Genomic DNA, 20,998 nt, shown 5'->3' with positions numbered 1-20,998 from the left:
GCGCGCCGATGACAATTTCCTCTTCGCTGAATGCCGGTGTGGCGGCGTTGAAGGCCAACGCCAACAGGCTGGCCACGATTTCCGACAATATCGCCAACTCCTCGACCTTCGGTTACAAGCGGGTAGAGACGGACTTCCATTCAATGGTCACGTCCGGTCAGGGCGGCAACTACTCGGCGGGGGGCGTACGAACCACCAGCCAGCGGCTAATTGATCAGCGTGGTTCGCTTGTCGGTACGACCAACTCGACCGATCTGGCGGTGCGCGGCCGCGGGATGTTGCCCGTGCGGTCCAGTTCCCAGATTGCATCAGGCTCGAATGAGATGTTGTTGACCACAACAGGGTCCTTCCGCACCAACGACCAGGGGTATCTGGTTACCGAGTCCGGGCTTGTCCTGCTGGGGTGGCGCGCAGCGGCAGACGGATCGATCCCGGCCGTGCCCCGGGACACACCCGCCGCGCTGGAGCCTATTCAACTGAGCTCCAATCAGCTTTCGGGCTCTCCAACGACACGAATGAACCTGCGCATGAACCTGCCGGCCACGGAAACCGAAGCCGGAGCTTCGGGCGATACGCAACCCTTGTCGGTCGAGTATTTTGACAATCTGGGCAAATCTGAAAGCGTCGATATCGAGTTGGTGCCAACCGTTCCTGCCGGCGGCAGCAGCAATGAATGGACGATGATCATGCGCGATTCGGCGTCGGGCGGTGCGATCATTGGGGAATATACGCTGACCTTTACCGACAGCCGAACCGCCGGCGGCACTCTGGCCACTGTGACCACTGTGTCCGGGGGTGCATATGACCCGGCAACCGGCAGCGTCGTCGTCAGCGTTGCCGGTGGTCCGATGGAGGTCAATATTGGCGAGATCGGGGATCCGGACGGCATCACCCAACTGTCCGATACGTTCGTACCGGTTTCTATCGACCGTGACGGTTCCGCGGTTGGGACGATGACAAGTGTTCAGGTGGACGAGAACGGCTACGTCTATGCGTTTTATGACACCGGTGTCAGCCGCCGCATGTTCCAAATTCCGCTCGCCGATGTTCCCAACCCCAATGGTTTGACGGCTCTGGACAGTCAGACATATGCACCGTCCCGTGACAGCGGCACGTTCTTCCTTTGGAACGCCGGAGAAGGCCCGACCGGGGAAATAGTGTCCTTCGCGCGCGAGGAATCGACGACAGATGTCGCGACGGAACTCACCTCGATGATCCAGACACAGCGGGCTTATTCCTCCAGCGCCAAGGTGATCCAGACTGTGGACGAGATGTTGCAGGAAACCACCAATATCAAACGCTGATCCGTGGTCTGACCACGGGAAAGGAAACGCCTCATGAACATGTCGACGGCTTTGAACAACGCATTGGGCGGATTGACGGCGGCCAGCCGTGGGGCAGCGGTTGTCTCGGGTAACATCGCCAATGCCCTGACACCGGGCTATGCCCGCAGATCCCTTGAACTGGCGACCAGCCCGATTTCCGGGAACGGCGTGCGCACTGTTGGGGTAATCCGGCATCAGGACCCCGTTTTGGTGGCCAACCGGCGCGCAGCAGACGCGGAGATGTCTTATCGGACGGCGATTTCTGACTTCCAGACCGGATTTGAACGACTGGTCGGACCTGCCGACGCCGCGACGTCCCTGGCCGCACGCCTATCCGCCTTTGACGGCAGCCTCGTCATGGCGGCCAGCCTGCCCGATTCCGCGGAACGCCTCGACCAGGTGGCCCGGTCGGGGCGCGATTTGGCGACCGGCCTGAACGCAGCATCCGAGGGGGTGCGACAGGCGCGGTCTGATGCAGACCGAAAGATCGGAGCTCAAATCGAAACCCTGAATCAGGTCCTCAAGGATATCGAAAATCTGAACGACAAGATCCCGGGAGTTCGGAACTCTGGAGGTGATATTGGGGCTTTGCTGGATCAACGGCAGGTTCTGATTGACCAGGTCAATGAACTGGTCCCGGTCAACGTCGTGGCACGCGACAATGACCGGGTGTCCCTCTATTCCGATGGCGGTCTGATTCTGTTGGAGGGGACAGCGGCGGAGTTCTCATTTACAACCACCGGCGAAACAAAACCGCAAATGACTGTCGCCAACGGCCTGCTGTCGGGGCTGGAAATGAATGGACACCCAGTCCGAACCAGCGGCGACACCGCTCAGATTCGCGGTGGCGCACTGATGGCGCAGTTCATGATCCGGGATGAGCTGGCCGTCGAGGCTCAGATACAGCTGGATACAGTCGCCCGCGATCTGATCGAACGCTATGAAACCGCCGGGTTGGACCCCTCTGTCACAGCGACCGATCCCGGCCTGTTCACAGATGACGGAAACCGGTTCGATCCGACCATGATAACCGGCCTGGCGTCTCGCATTGCGTTGAATTCTGTTGTGGATCCCGACACCGGGGGCGACAGTTGGAAACTGCGCGCGGGTCTGAGCTCTGCGACCCCTGGCGAACCGGGTGATGCCACGCAGTTGCAGGCGTTCGCGGCTATTCTGACCGACGCACGCCCCGTTGTCGGCGCGTCGTTTGGGACAGGCAACATGCGTGCCGCCGAAGTGACCGAAGCGTTGCTTTCCAAGGCCGGCGCGAGCGCCCATGCGGCGGAACAGCGAAAAGCCTTCGCAAATGGCGCCCAGATTCAGATGGCACAGATCGAGGCTGAACAAGGTGTGGACACCGATCAGGAACTGCAGCGCCTGATGCAGATCGAACAGGTCTACGCCGCAAATGCACGGCTCCTCTCTGTCGTGGATGAGTTGATGGATACACTTCTGAGGTTGTGATGATAAACTTGACGTCCATAGGAGATCTGGCGCGCGGGATGGCTTTGCAAACGCGCTCGACAGAAATCAAACGCGAAATCGAAACCCTGTCTTACGAGTTGTCGAGCGGCAAGGTACAAAACGTGTCCGAACATCTGGGCGGCGACTATTCCCAGATCCTCGACCTGGATCGCAGCCTTGGCAGGCTCGACGCGTTCAGGATCGCCACCGCCGAAGCGGGCCTGTTCACGGACGCCATGCAGCAAAGCCTGACGACTTTTGGAGAGTCACTGGGCGAAATCACATCGTCCCTCCTGGCTTTCGGTACAGCCAAGCAAACCGTGAGCCACGAGCAGGCCTCGGTGATGGCACGCAACGAACTGGACACGATGATGTCCGCGCTCAATACACGGATCGGCGGTCGCAGCCTGTATTCCGGTATGGCAACGGATGTCTCACCACTCCCGTCATCCGAGACACTTCTGACCGCATTGCAGGCCGAGCTGACCGGTCTGACCACCGTGTCCGATATTCGGCAGGCCGCCGAGAACTGGTTCAATGACCCGACCGGGTTCGATGCCGTAATATATCAGGGGTCGGACACCACGCTGGCCCCAATACAGATTTCCGAGAACGAACGCGTCACGCTGCCCATCACTGCGACCGATCCAGCGTTCAAGGCGGCCCTGAGGGACGTTGCCGTCGCTGCGCTTGTCTCGGACGATGCACTGGCGATGGCACCGGACCAGCGTACGAGCCTGTTCACCCAACTGGGCGTCGATCTGGCGAATGCGCAGGACGAAACCGTCAAACTCCGGGCCGAGGTCGGCGCGGCCGAGGCCCGTGTCGAGCAGGCCGCCACGCGCAATGCCGCCGCGCGCACCAGTCTGGAATTCAGCCGAAACGAGTTGATTGCGGCTGACCCGTATGAAACGGCGACCAAGTTGCAGACCGTGCAGTTCCAGTTGGAAAGCCTCTATTCCGTCACCGTTCGCAATGCGAGCCTGTCTCTGGTGAACTTCCTGAGATGAGGGTCCTTGTTTTCCTTCTGGCCCTTCTGCCCGGCATGGCATTTGCCGGCGCTATCCGGCTGAAAGATCTGGTTGATTTCGACGGCGTGCGGGGCAACGACCTTGTGGGATATGGTCTTGTTGTCGGGTTGAACGGAACTGGTGACGGTTTGCGTAACTCGCCATTTACCGAAGAGATTATGTCCAACATCCTTGAACGGCTGGGTGTTAACGTCACAGGTGAGGATTTCCGGCCCAAGAATGTGGCCGCCGTTCTTGTGACCGCCAGCCTGCCCCCCTTCTCACGGGTCGGAGGCCAGATCGACGTGACGGTATCGGCGATCGGAGACTCTAACAGCCTTTTGGGCGGAACTCTGATCATGACACCGCTCAACGCGGCGGACGGGCAAATTTATGCGGTGGCTCAGGGCACGGTTCTGGCGGGCGGCGCGGTTGCCGAGGGTGACGCCGCAACCGTCGTTCAGGGCGTTCCCACATCCGGGGTGATCCCTTCGGGCGCACGGGTGGAACGCGAAATAGACTTTGACCTGTCAACTCTGACCCAGATGCGGCTGGCCTTGAGAGAGCCTGACTTTACAACGGCCGGACGCATCGAGGTGGCCATAAACACGGAATTCAACCGTGCCGTCGCGATTATGCGGGATTCCGGAACCGTTGAACTGAATATTGCCGCGACACAGGCTATCTCCACTGCACATGCGATCGGCCGGATCGAGAACATTCTGGTGGAGCCGGAAACCAAGGCCAGGGTCGTCGTCGATCAACGATCCGGCACCATTGTCATGGGTCAGGAAGTGCGCATTTCGCGTGTTGCCGTATCCCAGGGCAACCTGACCCTGACCGTCGAAGAAGCTCCAATTGCGGTGCAACCCAACCCCTTTGCCAGGGGAGAGACCGTTGTCGTACCAAGGACCATCGCCGGTATCGAAGAGGAAGAAGGCACAGGTCTTGCCGAGATCCCCGAGGCCACGACCCTGTCCGAGGTCGTGGCCGGGCTCAACGCTCTGGGTGTGTCGCCGCGGGACATGATCGACATTCTGAAAACGATCAAGGCCGCAGGCGCACTGCATGCCGAGTTCATCGTCAGATAACTCGGGGGCAGTTCCAGAAGGCCATTTCTTTGAGCGTCGGAGGTGGCGGCAACTCGGTGCGGAAGTCGGCTATTTCGATTTCCAGCTGTCCAGCCATCGGCGAAGGCGGGTGCGGCGTTCGTCAATCGCATCGCCGGCGGCATAAAACCCATCCTCGACATTTTCGAGCATCGGATCGATCCGCGCCTGCCGGAACCTGCGCCACCGAACCCAGAGCGCCCAGACCAGTGCGGCAAACACGGTCAGGAAGATGATGTTGAACCACGGGATGATACGGGTGTCCGGGCCGTCGATATGCCGGATGGAAACCGCGTTGGGAAAGATCGACATGAATTCGTTCCGCCAGCCGTAATGCGTGACCACGACCCAATCCGGGTCATCCTTGGTGGATTTCGCATCGTTGGCTTCGGTGTAAAGGTTTGCCGTGTCGAACTTGAAATAGGGCGGCCAGCCCCAACTGGTATCCTCGTTCCGATAGACGATCGGCTTGCCGTTTGCGCGCACCGCCTGAATGAACTGAACGTCCCGGTTTGACAGGCTCGTCGATTGATCATCAGGCTCTGACCAGAAGATACGGGTCCAATCGTTCAGGTCTTGCCGCTCCTCATAGGTATTGACGATCCGCACGATATCTTGCTGCGGCAACGAGTATTGCAGGATCGTGCCAATGGTGACCCAGAATATGATGATGAACGCCCATTTCACATAGGCCATGCCAATACCCTCACATGTAATTTACGATATAGATCAGCGCGCCAATCGCCACCCATGGCACAACATAGACACTCAGGATCAGTTTGCGCCGGAACGAATTGTCATAGACATGCAGGCCGCGCTCGACAAACGCGTCTTTGTTGCCGGTTTTACCCTTCTCGTCCCACCAGGTCTCAAGCTTGCGGCGGCGCACGCTCCGCGAATACAGGGACAGGGCGACATAGGCGACCGTCTGGATGACCAGCAGGATCAGAAACAGACGCAGTGCTCCCAACATCTCTAACCCCTCCTCACGGCGCCCCATGGCCCGACCCGTGCAATGATGGCATCGCTGATCGGGTCCTCACCGCTCATATCCGGTTCATGGCCGAACAGGGCGGCACGGGCGCCAGCCTTGTCCACCTGATACTCGCGTGCAAGGAAATCGGCAACATAGGCTTTCTTGGTCTCCGGCCATCTGGCGTATGTGCTGTAGAACAACTCCTTGTGGCAAATGAACATCTGGCGCGGGTCCAGCGGGGCGAGCTCGGCCAGCAACATGTTGACCAGATCGCGGCTGGGCGTATCGGCTGCGCGCAGGGTATAGAAATAGGCCGCATGGTCCGACGTGATGCGCGGCCATCGCCCTCCGTCCGTTGCCCAGCGCAGCAGCTGCGCCAATCCATGATAGGCCTCGGGCAGGCGATCCGAGTGCTTTCGGGCCAGACGACGCATGTCGCTGCGGTCCAGTTCCGTCAGATCGACATCGGCATCTGCGGCGGTCGAGATTGTCAGGAAATCCATCTTCTGTTGCAGGATCGCGGCGGCGTCCACGCCGCGCGCCTTGACGATGGGTTCGACCAGATCGTTGTAGTCGAGAAACTTGGCAATCTGGTTTCGCTGCGACGGATCAAAGATGTATTTGATCGGCAGGTCGTCGGGCTTTTCGCCCATGCAAATCGCTGCCGGGTGATCCATGTCCGGGAACAGGTACAACCCGCCGAAATGCGCCGTCCAGAAATTGCGCTGCTCAAAAGCCGTGTGGCGCAGGCGCACCGGGTTGCGGGTGACGTCGCCGGTTTCTTTCGCCGTTTCGATCATTTTCGCGATCAGCACATCATCGAACCAGGCGTCCTCTTCGGTTTTGAACCGCTCGACCATACCCGCCAGCTGTTCGGCCTTGCGCAGGGTACCGCCCGCGGTGTCCGCCTCAATCTCGATCTTCTGGATGTTGAACAGATCGCGCGGCGTACTGAGTTTGATGACCGAGTTCACCAGCTCACCGGCCACCGCATCCGTGGCGGTCAGGGCGAACAGCTGCGCCTCGTTCATCTCGATGAATTCGCGCAGGATATCGCGCGAGGTCGAGAATTTTACGTTCAGCAGAGGCGCGCGTTTCTGCTCGGTCGTCAGCAGGATGAACTGCCGGTTGACCCCGTTGGGGTTGAGGTAGACCTCATCCTCCAGCTCAATCCCCACCTCCGGCGAATAGCCCGAGATATCGACATGGAAATCCGAAAGCTGAGTGGTCTTGCCCGCCAAATGCTGCAGCGCACGGTTATACCGCTCGACCAGAGCCGGGCTGGAGATGTGGACAAGGTTGCCGAACATCAGGCCTTTTTTGATGAGGCGGATCACAACACTTGCCTTCCCGCGCAACGGTAGTGAAGCGCTCGGCCCGAGGGTGGGTGCGGAACGCGCCCGCCCTGGGGGGCGGGTCGGGCGCGTCGCGGCTGCGCCGCGATTACCTGTAGGCTTGGCTTCCACATTTTCATAGTCTTTCGCTCTTCCGGTGCAATCTTACGATTTCAAAGATGATCACACCCATCGCATAGACCGAGGCTTGCATCGCCGTTGGCCAAAGTGGCATACGCTCATCAGAGACAATCCCGAAAGAGTGAAGAATATTAAGCGATGCCAAAGTGGCTACCGGCACCAACAACGCAGCAATCACGCCATGTATTACCTTAGACCGTTTCACTATAGGAGCGAAAACCCAAAGGGCTGACGGCACCAACCAACCAAAGCCAATTGCGATAACAAGCGCAGAATAAGTCAACCCTTCCCCTCCAGATACCGCCGCTTGGCCTCTTCCATCCGGCCCATCTCGCGAACGGCGTTCTCGATGGCGACCTCATCGCTCTTGTCGGCATAACGGAACTCGCTGTCGGCGTAGCGGTTGATCTCCTGTATCACCATTTCCACCGTAATCGGCTGGCGCAGGTCCTCGATCATGGCCTTCTTGGTGTCGTAGTCGCGGAACAGGAACAGGTCGGGGTTTTCCATCCATTCGTCGGGCAGTTCGAAATCCATCGCGCGGACCTTGACCGCGTCGGTGATGTTCTTGATCGCGCGGCCGGTGAAGCGCTCATCCGCCTGCTGGATCGCCTTGAGGTAGATGCCCAGTTTGGCAATCGTATCCATCTGGCCGATCTCGCTGGACACCCGGTCATACACCTGCAGCAGCGCGTCCTCATGCGGGCGGGAATGGCTTTCGAAACTGGCGGCGACGGCTTTCTTGATCTCCTGCGCGGCATAGGCATCGTGTTCGCCTAAGGGTATATCGTGGTTGCGGCCCATCAACAGGTGCAGGATGTCGATGTAATCCTCTCGCGTTTGCGGCCCGTCCACCAGGAACCGCGCGCCCGCCCGCTGGCGCAGGGCGTCGTCCACATTCTCGGGGTAGTTCGAGAACATGCCAAAGGTGCAGTTGCCACGCACGACGGTATTGGCACCGGCAAAGCTCTCCATCAGCACGGCGGTGATTTCCAACTGCCCGGCCGAGGACTGTCGGTCGCCTCGCTTGCCCGCCAGCTGGTCAATATCGTCGATGGTGCCGAACCCGATAACCGAGGGGTCGACAATGGTGTTGATAAACGCCTTGGCATTCTGGCCGGACTTGCCCTGATAGCTGTCGATATTGTCGGTGCTCAGGTTCTGATAGCGGAACGGATAGCCCGCGTTCTGGCAATAGTCGTTGATCAGCCCGGCCATCATCTGGATCAGGGTCGTCTTGCCGGTGCCCGGTTTGCCGTCGCCCATGAAGGTAAAGATGAACCCGCCAAGCTCGGCAAAAGGGTTCAGGCGACGATCGAAATCATAGGCCATCACCATCTTGGCCAGCTTCATCGCCTGGTACTTGGCGATGTGGTTGCCCACCACTTCGTTCGGTTTCTTGAACGTCATGGTCAGGGTGGTGGATTTGGCTTTCGAGGCGGGTTCAAAGCCCCGGATCGTCAGATCATCCGCCTCGATATGCCAGGCCGCGTTCTGGAACGGGGCCAGATGGCCCGCCGATTGGGCGCGCAGGGTGACCTTTTCCATCAGTTGCTCGGCATAGGCGCTGGTCGCGGCGATAAGATGGGCGTCATCGGGCGCGTGTTTGGCAAGCGTCTGGTCCAGCTCCCACAGCGCGCCATGCAGCGCGAGTTGGCCGTTGTCGGTCAGAACCTCTTCGATCTCGCCCAGATCAACGGTGGTCTCGCCCAGATGGGAGGACATCAGATAGGCCAGCGCATTGCCGAATGTGTGCGAGGTGATCAGAGCCTCAGCCGTCAGAAATTCCGAGAACTCGGTCTTGCGGGCAGCAGGCAGATCTCCGGCCAGATTGGCCCGTTTGAGATCGGCCAGCAGGGTCTGTTCCGCATATGTCTCGGCGACGGCCAGAGCGATAGCAACAGCGCGACGGATCGCCTGTTGCGTGGTGGCCTGTGGCGGCGAGACCAACGCGTCATCATCGTCAGAGGCCTCGATCCGGTCAACCAGATGCACCCCGTCTGCCCGCGCAGTTCGGCGCGTCACCAACCCCGGTGTCGTGGAGCGAAACCGCCGTCCGGTCGATACGCCCGGAGAGCGTTCAACGGTGGCCTGGACAGCTTTGGCAATCCGCGGCGCATGCTCAAACCCGTTCAGCAAGTCGGTCGCGGCGGGATAGTGCTTGCGAATGTCGTCCTCGCGCAATTCCATCTGATCTGACGTCAAACTCATTTCAAAATCGCCTTTGCTGTCTTCAATATCTCAACACCTGCCCGGTTTTGCTGACCACAAACTTGCGCACATCAGCAAAACCCGGCGGGTTGCGCTCGGCCAGCACCTGAAACGGGCGCTGGGGCAGGATGATCGAGCGCTGGGTCCGCGTCGCCCCGGTCTCGGCCCCTTGCCCGCCGAAGGGATCCAGCGCAAACACCTCGCGCTCCACGGTCGAAAACCACCCCGCGCGTTCTTCGATCACCTCTTCGCTGTGCAGCTCTTCGGTGGTCCAGGCCAGCGCCCAATCCTGTCCTTGCGGAGATTGGGCATCCTCCAGCACTTGCCGCAGTGGGCCGGATTGTTCGGTAAAGGCCGAGGAATACATCGGCCCCACATGGATACGACGCAGATGTTTGGGGTGCAGGTCATCGAAATCCAGATCGAAGCCCTTGGCGATGGTCACCAGTTTCAACCCGCCCAGAGATTGCGCCATCAGATGCGCCTGTACCTCGGGCCAGCGGCGTTGATCCTTGGGCAGGGCCGTCTTGCCGCTATCCTCCAACTGCATCAGGTAGATGACCGGCAGATTAATCTGGCTGTCATAAACCGCCCAGTGGATCATGAACTTGCGCCGGTCGCCCTCATTCCCGATCCAGTGACACTCGGGATCGTTGCGGGCCCAGAACAGCTCTCCTTTCAGCAATTCCTCGTAGTAGAGCCTTTGCGACAGCGCGAATTGCAGCTTGGTGGGGATCTCCTGAACCCCGATGATCGTCCGGACCATATCGGTTTTCAGGTCGTCTTCCGAGGGCATGTTCGCCAGATGCACCTGCGCCTGCTGCGCGTCATTGGCCATGGTCAGCAACTCAGCCGCGACCGGAAACCCGCTGTCGCGCTTGTCCATCGCAAGGCTGCCAAAGAACCGCCCCGTGTCGCGCCCGACCAGCAGGTATTTCATGCTGAGTGCCCGAAAGGTGTAGAGCAACCCCGAGAGGTAGCGTGACACGATCCGCACCTCTTGCTTGCTGATTGCGCCCTCCGCCTCCATCGTCGCGGCCACGCGTAGGAGGTGGACGGTGATGACCTCGAATTTGCGGAAATAGCGGCGCGAGGCGAAAGTGTCGGTCAGGCCGACATGGTCTTGGGTGGGGTCAGTCATTTTTTCTTTTTCTAAGACTCATGAAACCCACTAAGTAAAGGTGGGCTTGGGAAAAAGCCGACGCGAGTTTCCCAAAACCTTTCACGCAAAGCGCAAGAAACCAGATGTTTGCCATCCAGTACTGGACGCACAAGTAAGCAAAACCGACAGTCCATAAAGCCGCTAGGAAAAACCACAGAAGTAGGATTGGTCCCTCAGATGAGAATACGGAATTCTCAATGGACAAGTATGCCAAATACAGTGACAAGACCATTGCCAGCGATACGCATACAAATCTGACTAGAGGGCTTTTGAGCATCACCCACCATATAAATTCTTATCATGCTTCTCGACAATCGAGGCGAATCGGCGGGCAAAGCGCTCGTCCGCCTTGGCCTTTTTCTCCAGCACGTCACGGGCAAAGACCATGTGGTCCTCATGCGCCTCGAGCATGTCGGCCATCTTCTGGTTGGTCGCGGTGCCGATAGCGGCCATTGCCGTCTGCGCCTCCTGGTCGGTCTGCACACCGATCTCGTTGATACGGTGGGCCACGTCCTGCTGCTGCGCGGTTTTCAGCGATTTGGTCAGGGCGTCATACAGCACCACGCGCTGTTGCGTGTCTGTCTGCAGCTTGTTGATCAGCACCATCTGCGTCGCCGCCTGATTCTGTAGTGAATCAACCCAGGTCTTGCCCTTTTCGATATACCGCTCCAGCGTCTGAGACTTGGCCAGCTTGACCTGCTCTTCCTGAACCTTGGCGTTGTATTGCTTGTTCAGCTCGGCCAGTTCGGTTTCCAGCTGGGTCCGCGCAGCGGCGTCCTGTTCGACGCTGATCTTGTTTTCCAAGGTGATGATCGCCGGGTCCATGCCCTGAATCTCCGCCCGCAGCGCCTCGAGTTCCGCGACAGTCGCCTCACGGTCGTCCAGCGTGACGGTCAGGTTGTCCTCGACCTTCACGCGCTGTTCTTCCAGCACGGATAACTGCCCTTCAAGCAGTTTCACGATCACATCGGACTTGGCGATCAGGTCCTGCAACTTGTCATCAGTATTGGCCGTGCGCATCCGCTCTTGCCGCATCGACTCGGATTTGGCCTTGGCAAAGATACCGACAAAGCTTTCCCATCCGGTTTTCGAGCGCATCTCGTCGAAATCCTTGGAAAAGGCGCTGGTAACGTCGTCCAAGCCCATGATCAGCTCGGCGATATTGGCGTTCATCACCTCAGTGTGAGCGTGCACATCTTCGAGCGTTGCGTTTTCGATGTCGATATCCGCTTCAGCCGTGCCGATCTTGGCACGTGCAGCCTCGATGCGAGAGGTCAGGCCTTCGATCTGCGATTGCGACTCACGCACTTTGTCCTGAGTTTCCTGAATCAACGCCTCAAACTGCTGGTTCGACATCTTTTTATCCCTTTTTCTTGTATAACCAATAAGATAGGGAATGTTACATCCATTTACATCCCCTTGACACCCAAAATCATGGAAACTTTGGCAAACTCGCGCCTGAAATGAAAGGCACACGGGCGTAACCTGACCGACCGACGCACATTGCGGCACAGCTGCAACGCTGAGACATACCGACCCACATGCAATCTGGGTTGATCCGCCGACCACAGTGGCCATAGACAAAACTCGCCACACCTGATTGGGTGCGCACAACTCAATTTCTGCCGGAGACTGCCCCATGTTGGACGCGACGACTGATCTGAAGTCACTTCTCAAAAACCCTGACTTGCTGGTGACCAAAGCCTATATCGGCGGACAGTGGGTGGATGGTGACAATGGCACCTTTGCGGTGACAAACCCGGCACGCGGCGATGTGGTGGCCGAGGTGGCAGATGTCAGCCGCGCTCAGGTCGCAGGAGCGATTGCACAGGCCGAAGCCGCGCAGAAAGACTGGGCCAAACTGACCGGAAAAGAACGTGCTGCAATACTGCGTCGCTGGTTTGACCTGATGATCGAGAACGCCGAAGATCTGGGCAAGATCCTGACCGCCGAACAGGGCAAACCGCTGGCCGAGGCGGTTGGCGAGATCGCGTATGGCGCCTCTTTCATCGAGTTCTTCGGTGAAGAGGCCAAACGCGTGTATGGCGAGACGATTCCCGGCCACCAGCGCGACAAGCGGATCATGGTGATGAAACAACCAATCGGCGTTGCGGCCTCGATCACGCCGTGGAACTTTCCGAACGCAATGATCACCCGCAAGGCCGGGCCCGCGCTGGCCGCAGGGTGTGCCTTTGTTGCGCGGCCTGCCACGGAAACGCCTCTGTCTGCGCTGGTTCTGGCGCTGCTGGCGGAACAGGCGGGCGTGCCTGCCGGTGTTTTCAACGTCGTGCCTTCGTCCCAGGCCAGCGAGATCGGCAAAGAGTTCTGCGAAAACCCGGGCGTGCGCAAACTCACATTCACCGGCTCGACCGAGGTGGGGCGGATCCTGCTGCGTCAGGCGGCCGATCAGGTCATGAAATGCTCGATGGAACTGGGCGGCAACGCGCCGTTCATCGTGTTCGACGACGCCGATCTGGATGCAGCCGTCGAAGGCGCGATGCTGTGCAAGTTCCGCAACAACGGCCAGACCTGCGTTTGTGCGAACCGCATCTATGTGCAGGCCAGAGTTTATGATGAATTCGCCGCAAAGCTGAAAACGGCCGTCGAAGCGCTGAAGATCGGTGACGGTCTGGCCGAAGGCACCACAACCGGCCCGTTGATCAACGATGATGCGGTCGCCAAGGTCGAAGAGCATATCAAGGACGTCACCGACAAAGGTGGTGCGGTTCTGACCGGCGGTCTGCCACACGATATGGGTGGTACCTTCTTTCAACCTACCATCGTGACCGGCGTGACTCAGGACATGATGGTGGCACAGGACGAAACCTTTGGCCCGCTTGCCCCTCTGTTCAAGTTCGAGGACGAGGATGACGTCATTGCCATGGCCAATGACACCATCTTTGGTCTGGCCTCATACTTCTACGCCAAGGATCTGAGCCGCGTCTACAAGGTCGCCGAAGCACTGGAATATGGTATCGTCGGTGTGAATACAGGCATCATCTCGACCGAGCTGGGCCCGTTTGGCGGCGTCAAACAGTCCGGTCTGGGCCGGGAAGGCAGCCATCACGGCATGGAAGACTATCTTGAGATGAAATACGTCTGCCTGTCCGTCTGATAGGAAACGGCTGCGGCGCATCGTGGCGGACCCCTTCGGTTTGTCACAAAACTGCAAACAAAACGTCACATCTCTGCAATGACCCGCGTTCATCCCCCTCTCATTGAACTGAGAGGGGACACCTACCGATGTCATTGCGCTTTGTCTGCCTGACATCTGCCCTTGCCCTGACCGCTGGTCAGGCCATGGCAGAAATGAACTTCAACCGAATTGCATCTTTCCCGGTCGTCAAGAACATGGCCGACGGGGCCGATACCAACCGTGAGACCTCGCCCGAGATCATTGCGGCGACCGCGGATGGCATGACGCTGGTCTATACCGACAGCCCGCTGGGCGTGATCGGCCTGGTCGATATCACCGATCCTGCAAACCCCGCGCCGTTAGGAGCGATGGAGGTGGGTGGCGAGCCGACTTCGGTTGGGATCGTTGGCGCAACAGCTTTTGTGGGCGTCAACACGTCGGAAAGCTACACCGCCCCCTCGGGCAAACTGATCTCGGTCGATATCGCAGGCAAGGCCGAAACCGGAGCCTGTGATCTGGGCGGCCAACCCGACAGTGTCGCGATTGCCCCTGATGGCAGCTTTGTCGCCGTGGCGATCGAGAACGAGCGGGACGAAGACCTGAACGATGGCATCATCCCGCAGTTGCCCGCCGGGTCGCTGGCGCTGGTGCCGTTGAAAGACGGCGCGCTGGAGTGCGCGGGCATGAAAATGGCCTCGCTGACCGGTCTGGCCGACGTCGCCCCGACCGATCCCGAACCTGAATTCGTTGACATCAACGCTCTCGGGGAGACCGTTGTGACCCTGCAGGAAAACAACCACATCGCGGTTGTAGACAAAGATGGCAACGTGATCAGCCATTTCTCGGCAGGCAGCGTGGATCTGGACGGCATCGATGCCACCGACGAACGTGGTGCGCTGATCTTCACAGAAAGCCAGAAGGGCCGTCTGCGCGAGCCTGACGCGGTGAAATGGATCGATGACACCCATTTCGCCACCGCAAACGAAGGCGACTATCAGGGCGGGTCGCGCGGCTGGACGATCTTCCACAAGGACGGCACCGTTGTCTACGAAAACAGCACCGATTTCGAGAAAGCCATCATCCAGATCGGCCACTACCCCGACAAACGCTCTGACGCCAAAGGGGTAGAGCCGGAAAGCGTGACCGCAGCCACCTTCGGCGGCACACCGATGATCTTTGTGGGCGCCGAACGCGCCTCGGTCGTCGGTGTCTATGACGCTACCGATCCGGCCAACCCGGTGCTGAAACAGCTGCTGCCGTCAGGCGTTGGCCCGGAAGGCTATGTGGCGATCCCGGAACGCAACCTGCTGATCTCGGCCAATGAAAAAGACCTGATCGAAGACGGTGGCCCACGTGCACATGTTTCGATCTTCGAGTATCAGGACGCCCCCGCCACCTATCCTCACCTGACCTCCGCTGGCGCGGATGAACTGATCGGATGGGGTGCTCTGTCCGGTCTGGTCGCGGATGAGGATGGCATGATCTATGCGGTCAACGACAGCTTCTACGGCTTCCAGCCATCGATCTTCAAGATCGACCCCAGCCAGCAGCCTGCCCGTATCGTGGATGTGATCCGCGTTCATCGTCAGGACGGCAACCCGGCGCAAAAGATCGACATGGAAGGCATCACGCTGGATGGCGAAGGGGGCTTCTACGTCGCTTCCGAAGGCCGCACCGATCGTGTCATCCCGCACGCGATCTATCACGTCGGACCGGACGGTCTGATCAAGGACCGCAAGGGCGAGATTGGCTTGCCGCCGGAACTGATGGCTGTTGAAAAACGCTTTGGCTTCGAAGGCATCACCAAGGTGGGTGACACCCTGTGGATGGCGGTTCAGCGAGAGTGGAAAGACGACCCGGAAAACCACGTGAAACTGGTCGCCTATAATCTGGACAGCAAGGAATGGGGTGCCGTGCACTATCCCAAGGCCGCCCCGGAAACAGGCTGGGTCGGACTGTCGGAAATCGTAGCCTTTGGTGATCATGTCTATGTCATCGAGCGCGACAACCAGCATGACCACCGCGCTGTGACCAAAAAAGTCTACCGCATCCCACTGTCCGAAATGACCCCGGCCCCACTGGGTGGCGAGTTGCCTGTGGTCAGCAAGGAAGAGGTCCGCGACCTGCTGCCCGACCTGACCTCGACCGGGGGTTACGTTCTGGACAAGATCGAAGGTCTGGCCATCCTGCCCTCGGGCGAAGCATTTGTGATGACGGATAATGACGGTGTAGACGACGCCTCGGGCGAGACGATGTTCTGGTCAATTGGACCTGTGACAGCCGGGAATTGATCCCCAAACAGAGACAAAATAAAGCCCCGCAGACCGTATCTGCGGGGCTTTTCAGTTGTCGCGGCTATTGCCTGGCCTCGACAAGGTTCAGCGCCAGTAATTGTTTGCCTGAGCGATTGTGCGAAAGTTGGCAGCGACCACGTGGGACACCATCGTCAAACTGTCGGCACTGTTTGCATAATCCGGGCGCATTCTGTTCCGGGCCTCGTCATCGGGCTGCGTTTTCTTGACTGCCATGCGGGACAGCAAAATCGCCAGGTCAAAACCGGCCTCAGGAGTTTTCGTTTCTAAGCTTGGCAACCAGGACATGCTACCTCTCTTTATGTCGTGCACGATGTATTTTCACATTGATGATCCCCAAGCCCCATGTCAAGATTTATATCGTGCACGATGCTAATTCGAGAAAAGACATGGATACCGATCAGTTACCGACCCGGGCCGAAGATATGTTTTGTTATGGCGTTTATACGGCGTCACACGTTATCAACCGGGCGTACACACCACACCTGACGCGCCTGGGCCTGACATATCCCCAGTACATTACCCTCACTCTGCTTTGGGAGACGGACGGTCAGAAGGTGACAGAACTTGCCGCGCGGTTGCGAATGGCCACCAGTACACTGACGCCCTTACTCAAGCGGCTGGAAACGCAAGGCCATGTCAAACGAACCCGAGGCAAGCAAGACAGCCGGGAGGTCTATGTAAACCTGACTTCCAAAGGCAAGGCGCTGAAACAAGAAGCGCCGTACATCACCGCATGCATGGTGCAGGGAACAACTTTGGAGCGTGGCGAGTTGGAAACATTGCAGGGTCTCCTGGAGAAGATCTGCGATGGGTTGTCAGGAGACTAGTTAGAACCCAACAAAACCCCCTAGCAAAGAAGTGACACAATTGGTCTATTTTGTGTTTCTGGCTTGAGTTGCGTAGAGGCGTTAAAAGAGCATTTGCCACTTTTTGCCTTGAACCAAACGTTGAACACGTATTGAAAGTAGGCTTTTCCAAATGGCATTAGAAGGCAGAGAATGAAGAACCCGTCAATCGAGTGTTTTGAGCACACTCGTCTGGAAGATATTCTGCGCACCAATGAAGTTTTGCTCTGGTCCGGCTGCCCGGCTTATGGGAGCAGCTTTTTTCAGGCGGTCGGTGAAGAGAAGAAGTTACACATTGGTCTGCTTGTGGGGGTGCTGGCGATGTGGGGCGTAATTCCATTCATCGAGGACGAAACTCGATTTGATCGCATAGATGCTTTGATGATTTTTTCAGTCGCTACTGTGGTTTTTGCAGGTATATCATTTAGTGCCGCAAGCCAACGGCAGTACGTTCTTTTCAATTTAGTTTATTTCGTCACCAACAAGCGATCCATTGTGTGCCGCAAAGGAAGAAACTGGCGGCTAAGCACGCGCCTATATGTGGTTTCGTGTCCGCATTCAGCCACTTACCCATATAGAATCATCAACACTCGCCCGCATCCTTCACTTCAAATCGGTACATTACTCTCACAGGACCAATTGCAACCTTTTGGGCTTGGGCTGACGCATCCCGGTCAGCCCCACTTGTGGGGGCGCGTAACCAGCCCCATCGTTTTCGAGTACATCCCAAATGCGACTGAACTGTTGGAGGTAATTGAGCGACACGCGGCCTCAAGCACAGCTGTTTGAGCGATCGGAAACTCCAACGGTCAGAATAAAGACGCCCCGCGTCTGGAGGAACGCGGGGCGTATGTTGCGATAATCCAGAGAGGATCAGATTACCGCTCGGTTCTGTGCCGCCTTAGTTGACGGCTTTGGCGTCAACGACATCCTTTTCGATGGCCTTGGACGACGCGATCTCGATCCGGCGCGGTTTCAGGGCTTCGGGCACTTCGCGCTTCAGGTCGATGTTCAGCATGCCGTTTTCGTGGCTGGCGCCAGTAACGCGGACATGGTCGGCCAGCGCAAAGCGGCGCTCAAACGCGCGGGTGGCGATGCCACGGTGCAGATAGCTGCGATCCTTGTCATCAGAGGCTTTCTTGCCAGCGACGACCAGCGAATTCTCTTTCACTTCGACCGACAGATCTTCTTCCGAAAATCCGGCGACAGCCACCGAAATACGATAGGTGTCGGCATCGGTTTTTTCGATGTTGTATGGGGGGTAGCTGGGCTGCGCAACGTCGTTGGTCAGAACGCGGTCCATCATGTCTGCGATCTGGTCAAATCCAATGGTGGCGCGATGCAGCGGTGCAAAATCAAAACTACGCATGTGTTGTATCCTCATGTTGAGCGATTCACGATTTGTGCCCTCCGTTCGGACGGGCGACGACAGTCACCGGACCCCGATTTTGGCGATCCGGTACATCTCACATGGGTAGGAAATTGGTTGAGTTCAAGACCCGCCGGAACTGATGAACTTTGCGCCCGATTCGGACTTGCCGGACCCAACCTTCAACCTGCGGATCGACGCCTTGGGCTGCGGCGCGTCGCGGCGCATGATCGCCTTGAGTTCCGATACGACACCAGCCAGTTCCATTCCGTATCCGGTCTTTCTGCCGTTATGCACGCCCACTGCCGACACCACCGACAGAATCTGCCAGCGCGGCCCATTCCTGGCCAGCACCGCCGAACCCGACGACCCGAATGTGATATCGCAGTTAAACGCGATCAAACCTTGCCGCCGTTCGAGGATGCGGCAGGATCGTTCACGTGTGATTGCGTCTGCTCGTCCGCGCCCATACGAGGCGATGCTGATCTCGTTTCCAGACACACGCCCGCCATGGAGCGCAAAGGGGTCTGCGATTTCGTAAGGGATCGGCTCCTCCAGCCGCATCAGGGCAACGTCTGCCCGAATGCTCTGAGGGGACAGCAGGTCATTGGCGCCATAATCCGGATGCGCCGCGATCTGCACGACCTTGCGTTCTGCCAGAGCCTTGCCATTGCTCAGCCCGGCGCGAAACGTGACTTCGCCCGGCAGATAGGGTTGGCCGGTCTTCTTGTCCAAGGCGCAATGGGCGGCGGTCAGAACCATGTCCTGCGCGATCAGGGTCCCGGTGCAGAACGAAACTGTTCCGATATCCAGCCGTCCGATTGCCTCCCAACCATATAGATCATCGCGGTCCGTCAGTTTGCGCTTGTCACTTTGGGCCAAAGCGGCGCTCACCAAGGCGGATACGAACAGGAATGCGGTTAGCAGTACTCTGGTCATGGCTTGATGAATCTCGCGCCCACATTCTTGCCCGCTCCGGTGCCGGACGTGGACAAGCCGAACCCGCGCCCGGAGGACAGTTCGGCCTGCAGCAACTGAAGCGATTCATCCAGCGCAGTGCCCAGCGCGACGCTCTGCCCGCCAAGCTCGGCCTTGCCTGATACAACCGAAACGATACGCGGGCGCTCATCAGCAAAAGAAAAGATCGGGGCGCCGGACGCACCGAAATCCACGTCGCAAGACATCACCAGAACACCGGATTGGCGCGCCATGACCGAACAAACCTCTTGCAGGGACGGTGCCTCGGCGCGGTCATGTGCATAAGAAACAACACCAACCTCCTCGCCGCGCGCCGGACGGTCACCGGTGTCAAACGGGATCACGGTCGTATTCCGCACCGGCTGCCACAACTCGATCAGAGCGATATCGTTGCGCACCCGGGCCGTCGTTGCTTTCCCGTCATAATGATAATCCGGATGAATGACCGCCTGCCGCGCCGCCCGGTAGGCCGAGGCGCGACCTCTGCGCCAGCCAGCCAGAAATTCGATCCGTGCCGGGTCGATCCGTGTTTTTGTTGCTTTGTCGAACAGGCAGTGGGCAGCCGTCAGGACCAGCGTCGGTGAAATAAGCGCGCCCGTGCAAAAGCCCGTACCATCGATATCCAGACGCCCGACCGCCATCCACGCCCGGCCCGAATCCGAGGTTTCCAGACTGGTCAGCCCGGAATCCTGCGCCAAGGCTGCAATTGGCAGCAAATTCAACGCAATAGCCATGATCCAGTTGCGCACAAGGGTCTCCGGCGTCTGTTCTGAGACACCAGAAATACATGAATCGTGGGGCGAAAATAGGGCGGCTAGGCCGTTCGGATGTTTCGACCGAAGGTGATGCCAGCCTGCATCAGACCGCCTGGCAAGTTACGACAGTTGACCCTCCTGTCACTGCCCTGCCCTGGATTGATCGCGCTTTTGTTCCCGCCGATGGACTACGTCGCTGTTTGGGTACTGCGCCGTGCTGATGGTTGCCGTTCCGAATGACCTCAAGGATTCGCAAGCCTATCCACGAACAGCCCCTGCCACCGAGATCTGCGTCCCCGCCGCCTGCAGCCTTAATCGTGCGCTGCGTGCGACCTATTTCGCGTCGGCCTCTTTGGCCTGGATTCTGGGGCCCGCAGCACTGATGTTGGGAACACTGATCAAAGTTGGGGTGCTCTATCGGCGTGAATTCGCGTCCCATTCCAGAACGATCCTGCCGACACAGCCGCCCAACACAGAGTCGTGATACCAATGCCCCGCACCACGACTTATGGTCGGGTATGCGTTACCTGATTCTCACAGCTTTTCTGGCAGTTCCTGCCTTTGCCGATCCACCGGTGATCGAGAACGTTTCAGCCAGCCGCAGCGGCGACACCTGGCGGTTCGACGTGACAATCCGGCATCCGGATACGGGCTGGGATGACTATGCGGATGGTTGGCGTGTTCTGGACATGGACGGGACCGAGCTGGGGATGCGGGTGCTGCATCACCCGCATGTCGACGAGCAGCCCTTTACCCGGTCGCTGAGCGGGGTCGCCATTCCCGAAGGCGTCACACAGGTGCAGGTGCAGGCGCGCGACAATGTGGGGGGGTGGAGCGAAACCACCACGGTCGTCGACCTGAACTGAGG

Annotated in this window: 20 protein-coding genes and 1 pseudogene; 10 read left to right on the top strand and 11 right to left on the bottom strand. The window is 58.6% G+C overall.

Annotated elements, in window-relative coordinates:
• Positions 1–8: 8 nt before the first annotated feature.
• Genes ACR3E0_RS02625 through ACR3E0_RS02610 form a run of 4 tightly spaced genes read left to right on the top strand, consistent with a single transcriptional unit; the run spans position 9 to position 4,890 of the window.
• Positions 9–1,304, top strand: coding sequence for a flagellar hook protein FlgE (locus ACR3E0_RS02625; RefSeq protein WP_480475906.1), 1,296 nt, complete (start codon positions 9–11; stop codon positions 1,302–1,304).
• 33 nt (positions 1,305–1,337) lie between these two features.
• A complete protein-coding gene (gene flgK / locus ACR3E0_RS02620; protein WP_480475904.1) occupies positions 1,338–2,789 on the top strand; it encodes a flagellar hook-associated protein FlgK in 1,452 nt (483 codons plus the stop codon).
• 38 nt (positions 2,790–2,827) lie between these two features.
• A complete protein-coding gene (locus ACR3E0_RS02615; RefSeq protein WP_480475902.1) occupies positions 2,828–3,799 on the top strand; it encodes a flagellin in 972 nt (323 codons plus the stop codon).
• On the top strand, positions 3,796–4,890 hold the full coding sequence (locus ACR3E0_RS02610; RefSeq protein WP_480475900.1) for a flagellar basal body P-ring protein FlgI: 1,095 nt from the start codon (positions 3,796–3,798) through the stop codon (positions 4,888–4,890). The genes ACR3E0_RS02615 and ACR3E0_RS02610 overlap by 4 nt, the downstream gene beginning before the upstream one ends.
• Before the next feature lie 69 nt (positions 4,891–4,959).
• Here the strand turns inward: ACR3E0_RS02610 and ACR3E0_RS02605 are convergent, their stop codons facing one another.
• From ACR3E0_RS02605 to ACR3E0_RS02575, 7 genes are all read right to left on the bottom strand, one after another.
• The gene (locus tag ACR3E0_RS02605; RefSeq protein ID WP_480475898.1) at positions 4,960–5,604 is read right to left on the bottom strand and encodes a DUF1523 family protein; all 645 of its coding nucleotides are present in this window, start codon (positions 5,602–5,604) and stop codon (positions 4,960–4,962) included.
• A 10-nt stretch (positions 5,605–5,614) separates the two neighbouring features.
• Positions 5,615–5,881 (bottom strand): hypothetical protein, encoded by a 267-nt coding sequence (locus ACR3E0_RS02600; RefSeq protein WP_480475896.1) that lies wholly within the window; start codon positions 5,879–5,881, stop codon positions 5,615–5,617.
• Positions 5,882–5,883: 2 nt separating this feature from the next.
• Positions 5,884–7,221 carry a DUF6638 family protein gene (locus tag ACR3E0_RS02595; protein ID WP_480475894.1) on the bottom strand — a complete coding sequence of 446 codons (1,338 nt, stop codon included), beginning with the start codon at positions 7,219–7,221 and terminating at the stop codon, positions 5,884–5,886.
• A gap of 133 nt (positions 7,222–7,354) precedes the next feature.
• Positions 7,355–7,642, bottom strand: a complete 288-nt coding sequence (locus ACR3E0_RS02590) for a hypothetical protein (RefSeq protein ID WP_480475892.1) — start codon at positions 7,640–7,642, stop codon at positions 7,355–7,357.
• Positions 7,639–9,570, bottom strand: coding sequence for an AAA family ATPase (locus ACR3E0_RS02585; protein ID WP_480475890.1), 1,932 nt, complete (start codon positions 9,568–9,570; stop codon positions 7,639–7,641). The genes ACR3E0_RS02590 and ACR3E0_RS02585 overlap by 4 nt, the downstream gene beginning before the upstream one ends.
• A 22-nt stretch (positions 9,571–9,592) precedes the next feature.
• Complete coding sequence (locus ACR3E0_RS02580; RefSeq protein WP_480475888.1) at positions 9,593–10,711, bottom strand: hypothetical protein; 1,119 nt, start codon at positions 10,709–10,711, stop codon at positions 9,593–9,595.
• Between the two features lie 297 nt (positions 10,712–11,008).
• The gene (locus tag ACR3E0_RS02575) at positions 11,009–12,088 is read right to left on the bottom strand and encodes a hypothetical protein (protein ID WP_480475886.1); all 1,080 of its coding nucleotides are present in this window, start codon (positions 12,086–12,088) and stop codon (positions 11,009–11,011) included.
• A gap of 283 nt (positions 12,089–12,371) precedes the next feature.
• On the opposite strand from ACR3E0_RS02575, the gene ACR3E0_RS02570 reads away from it, so the two are divergent.
• Both ACR3E0_RS02570 and ACR3E0_RS02565 read left to right on the top strand, forming a co-directional pair.
• Positions 12,372–13,847 carry an NAD-dependent succinate-semialdehyde dehydrogenase gene (locus ACR3E0_RS02570; protein ID WP_480475884.1) on the top strand — a complete coding sequence of 492 codons (1,476 nt, stop codon included), beginning with the start codon at positions 12,372–12,374 and terminating at the stop codon, positions 13,845–13,847.
• Between the two features lie 128 nt (positions 13,848–13,975).
• Complete coding sequence (locus tag ACR3E0_RS02565) at positions 13,976–16,159, top strand: esterase-like activity of phytase family protein (RefSeq protein WP_480475882.1); 2,184 nt, start codon at positions 13,976–13,978, stop codon at positions 16,157–16,159.
• Between the two features lie 87 nt (positions 16,160–16,246).
• Here the strand turns inward: ACR3E0_RS02565 and ACR3E0_RS02560 are convergent, their stop codons facing one another.
• Positions 16,247–16,468 (bottom strand): hexameric tyrosine-coordinated heme protein, encoded by a 222-nt coding sequence (locus tag ACR3E0_RS02560; protein ID WP_480475880.1) that lies wholly within the window; start codon positions 16,466–16,468, stop codon positions 16,247–16,249.
• Between the two features lie 101 nt (positions 16,469–16,569).
• On the opposite strand from ACR3E0_RS02560, the gene ACR3E0_RS02555 reads away from it, so the two are divergent.
• Entirely contained in the window at positions 16,570–17,010 is a 441-nt protein-coding gene (locus ACR3E0_RS02555; protein ID WP_480475878.1) for a MarR family winged helix-turn-helix transcriptional regulator, read from the top strand.
• A gap of 171 nt (positions 17,011–17,181) precedes the next feature.
• Positions 17,182–17,817 (top strand): hypothetical protein, encoded by a 636-nt coding sequence (locus tag ACR3E0_RS02550; RefSeq protein ID WP_480475876.1) that lies wholly within the window; start codon positions 17,182–17,184, stop codon positions 17,815–17,817.
• 112 nt (positions 17,818–17,929) lie between these two features.
• Here ACR3E0_RS02550 and ACR3E0_RS02545 read toward each other — a convergent pair whose 3' ends face one another.
• The 3 genes from ACR3E0_RS02545 to ACR3E0_RS02535 form a co-directional block, all read right to left on the bottom strand.
• A complete protein-coding gene (locus tag ACR3E0_RS02545) occupies positions 17,930–18,397 on the bottom strand; it encodes an Hsp20 family protein (RefSeq protein ID WP_480475874.1) in 468 nt (155 codons plus the stop codon).
• A 123-nt stretch (positions 18,398–18,520) separates the two neighbouring features.
• The gene (locus tag ACR3E0_RS02540) at positions 18,521–19,336 is read right to left on the bottom strand and encodes a trypsin-like serine peptidase (RefSeq protein WP_480475872.1); all 816 of its coding nucleotides are present in this window, start codon (positions 19,334–19,336) and stop codon (positions 18,521–18,523) included.
• On the bottom strand, positions 19,333–20,124 hold the full coding sequence (locus tag ACR3E0_RS02535; protein WP_480475870.1) for a trypsin-like serine peptidase: 792 nt from the start codon (positions 20,122–20,124) through the stop codon (positions 19,333–19,335). Before ACR3E0_RS02535 ends, ACR3E0_RS02540 begins: the two co-directional genes overlap by 4 nt.
• A gap of 187 nt (positions 20,125–20,311) precedes the next feature.
• Between ACR3E0_RS02535 and ACR3E0_RS02530 the strand changes: the two are divergent.
• Positions 20,312–20,614, top strand: a pseudogene (locus tag ACR3E0_RS02530) (DUF599 family protein); the annotation flags it as partial.
• Between the two features lie 34 nt (positions 20,615–20,648).
• Entirely contained in the window at positions 20,649–20,996 is a 348-nt protein-coding gene (locus ACR3E0_RS02525) for a hypothetical protein (protein WP_480475868.1), read from the top strand.
• The last annotated feature ends 2 nt before the right edge of the window (positions 20,997–20,998 follow it).

Source organism: Ruegeria sp. AJ12 (assembly GCF_056536245.1).
This window is presented reverse-complemented; position numbering and strand designations above follow the sequence as displayed.

Excerpts from the sequence above, each read along its gene's own strand:
- ACR3E0_RS02625 (WP_480475906.1), top strand. The coding sequence starts at position 9 with ATGACAATTTCCTCTTCGCTGAATGCCGGTGTGGCGGCGTTGAAGGCC.
- flgK (WP_480475904.1), top strand. The coding sequence starts at position 1,338 with ATGAACATGTCGACGGCTTTGAACAACGCATTGGGCGGATTGACGGCG.
- ACR3E0_RS02615 (WP_480475902.1), top strand. The coding sequence starts at position 2,828 with ATGGCTTTGCAAACGCGCTCGACAGAAATCAAACGCGAAATCGAAACC.
- ACR3E0_RS02610 (WP_480475900.1), top strand. The coding sequence starts at position 3,796 with ATGAGGGTCCTTGTTTTCCTTCTGGCCCTTCTGCCCGGCATGGCATTT.
- ACR3E0_RS02605 (WP_480475898.1), bottom strand. The coding sequence starts at position 5,604 with ATGGCCTATGTGAAATGGGCGTTCATCATCATATTCTGGGTCACCATT.
- ACR3E0_RS02600 (WP_480475896.1), bottom strand. The coding sequence starts at position 5,881 with ATGTTGGGAGCACTGCGTCTGTTTCTGATCCTGCTGGTCATCCAGACG.
- ACR3E0_RS02585 (WP_480475890.1), bottom strand. The coding sequence starts at position 9,570 with ATGAGTTTGACGTCAGATCAGATGGAATTGCGCGAGGACGACATTCGC.
- ACR3E0_RS02580 (WP_480475888.1), bottom strand. The coding sequence starts at position 10,711 with ATGACTGACCCCACCCAAGACCATGTCGGCCTGACCGACACTTTCGCC.
- ACR3E0_RS02575 (WP_480475886.1), bottom strand. The coding sequence starts at position 12,088 with ATGTCGAACCAGCAGTTTGAGGCGTTGATTCAGGAAACTCAGGACAAA.
- ACR3E0_RS02570 (WP_480475884.1), top strand. The coding sequence starts at position 12,372 with ATGTTGGACGCGACGACTGATCTGAAGTCACTTCTCAAAAACCCTGAC.
- ACR3E0_RS02565 (WP_480475882.1), top strand. The coding sequence starts at position 13,976 with ATGTCATTGCGCTTTGTCTGCCTGACATCTGCCCTTGCCCTGACCGCT.
- ACR3E0_RS02560 (WP_480475880.1), bottom strand. The coding sequence starts at position 16,468 with ATGTCCTGGTTGCCAAGCTTAGAAACGAAAACTCCTGAGGCCGGTTTT.
- ACR3E0_RS02555 (WP_480475878.1), top strand. The coding sequence starts at position 16,570 with ATGGATACCGATCAGTTACCGACCCGGGCCGAAGATATGTTTTGTTAT.
- ACR3E0_RS02550 (WP_480475876.1), top strand. The coding sequence starts at position 17,182 with ATGAAGAACCCGTCAATCGAGTGTTTTGAGCACACTCGTCTGGAAGAT.
- ACR3E0_RS02545 (WP_480475874.1), bottom strand. The coding sequence starts at position 18,397 with ATGCGTAGTTTTGATTTTGCACCGCTGCATCGCGCCACCATTGGATTT.
- ACR3E0_RS02540 (WP_480475872.1), bottom strand. The coding sequence starts at position 19,336 with ATGACCAGAGTACTGCTAACCGCATTCCTGTTCGTATCCGCCTTGGTG.
- ACR3E0_RS02525 (WP_480475868.1), top strand. The coding sequence starts at position 20,649 with ATGCGTTACCTGATTCTCACAGCTTTTCTGGCAGTTCCTGCCTTTGCC.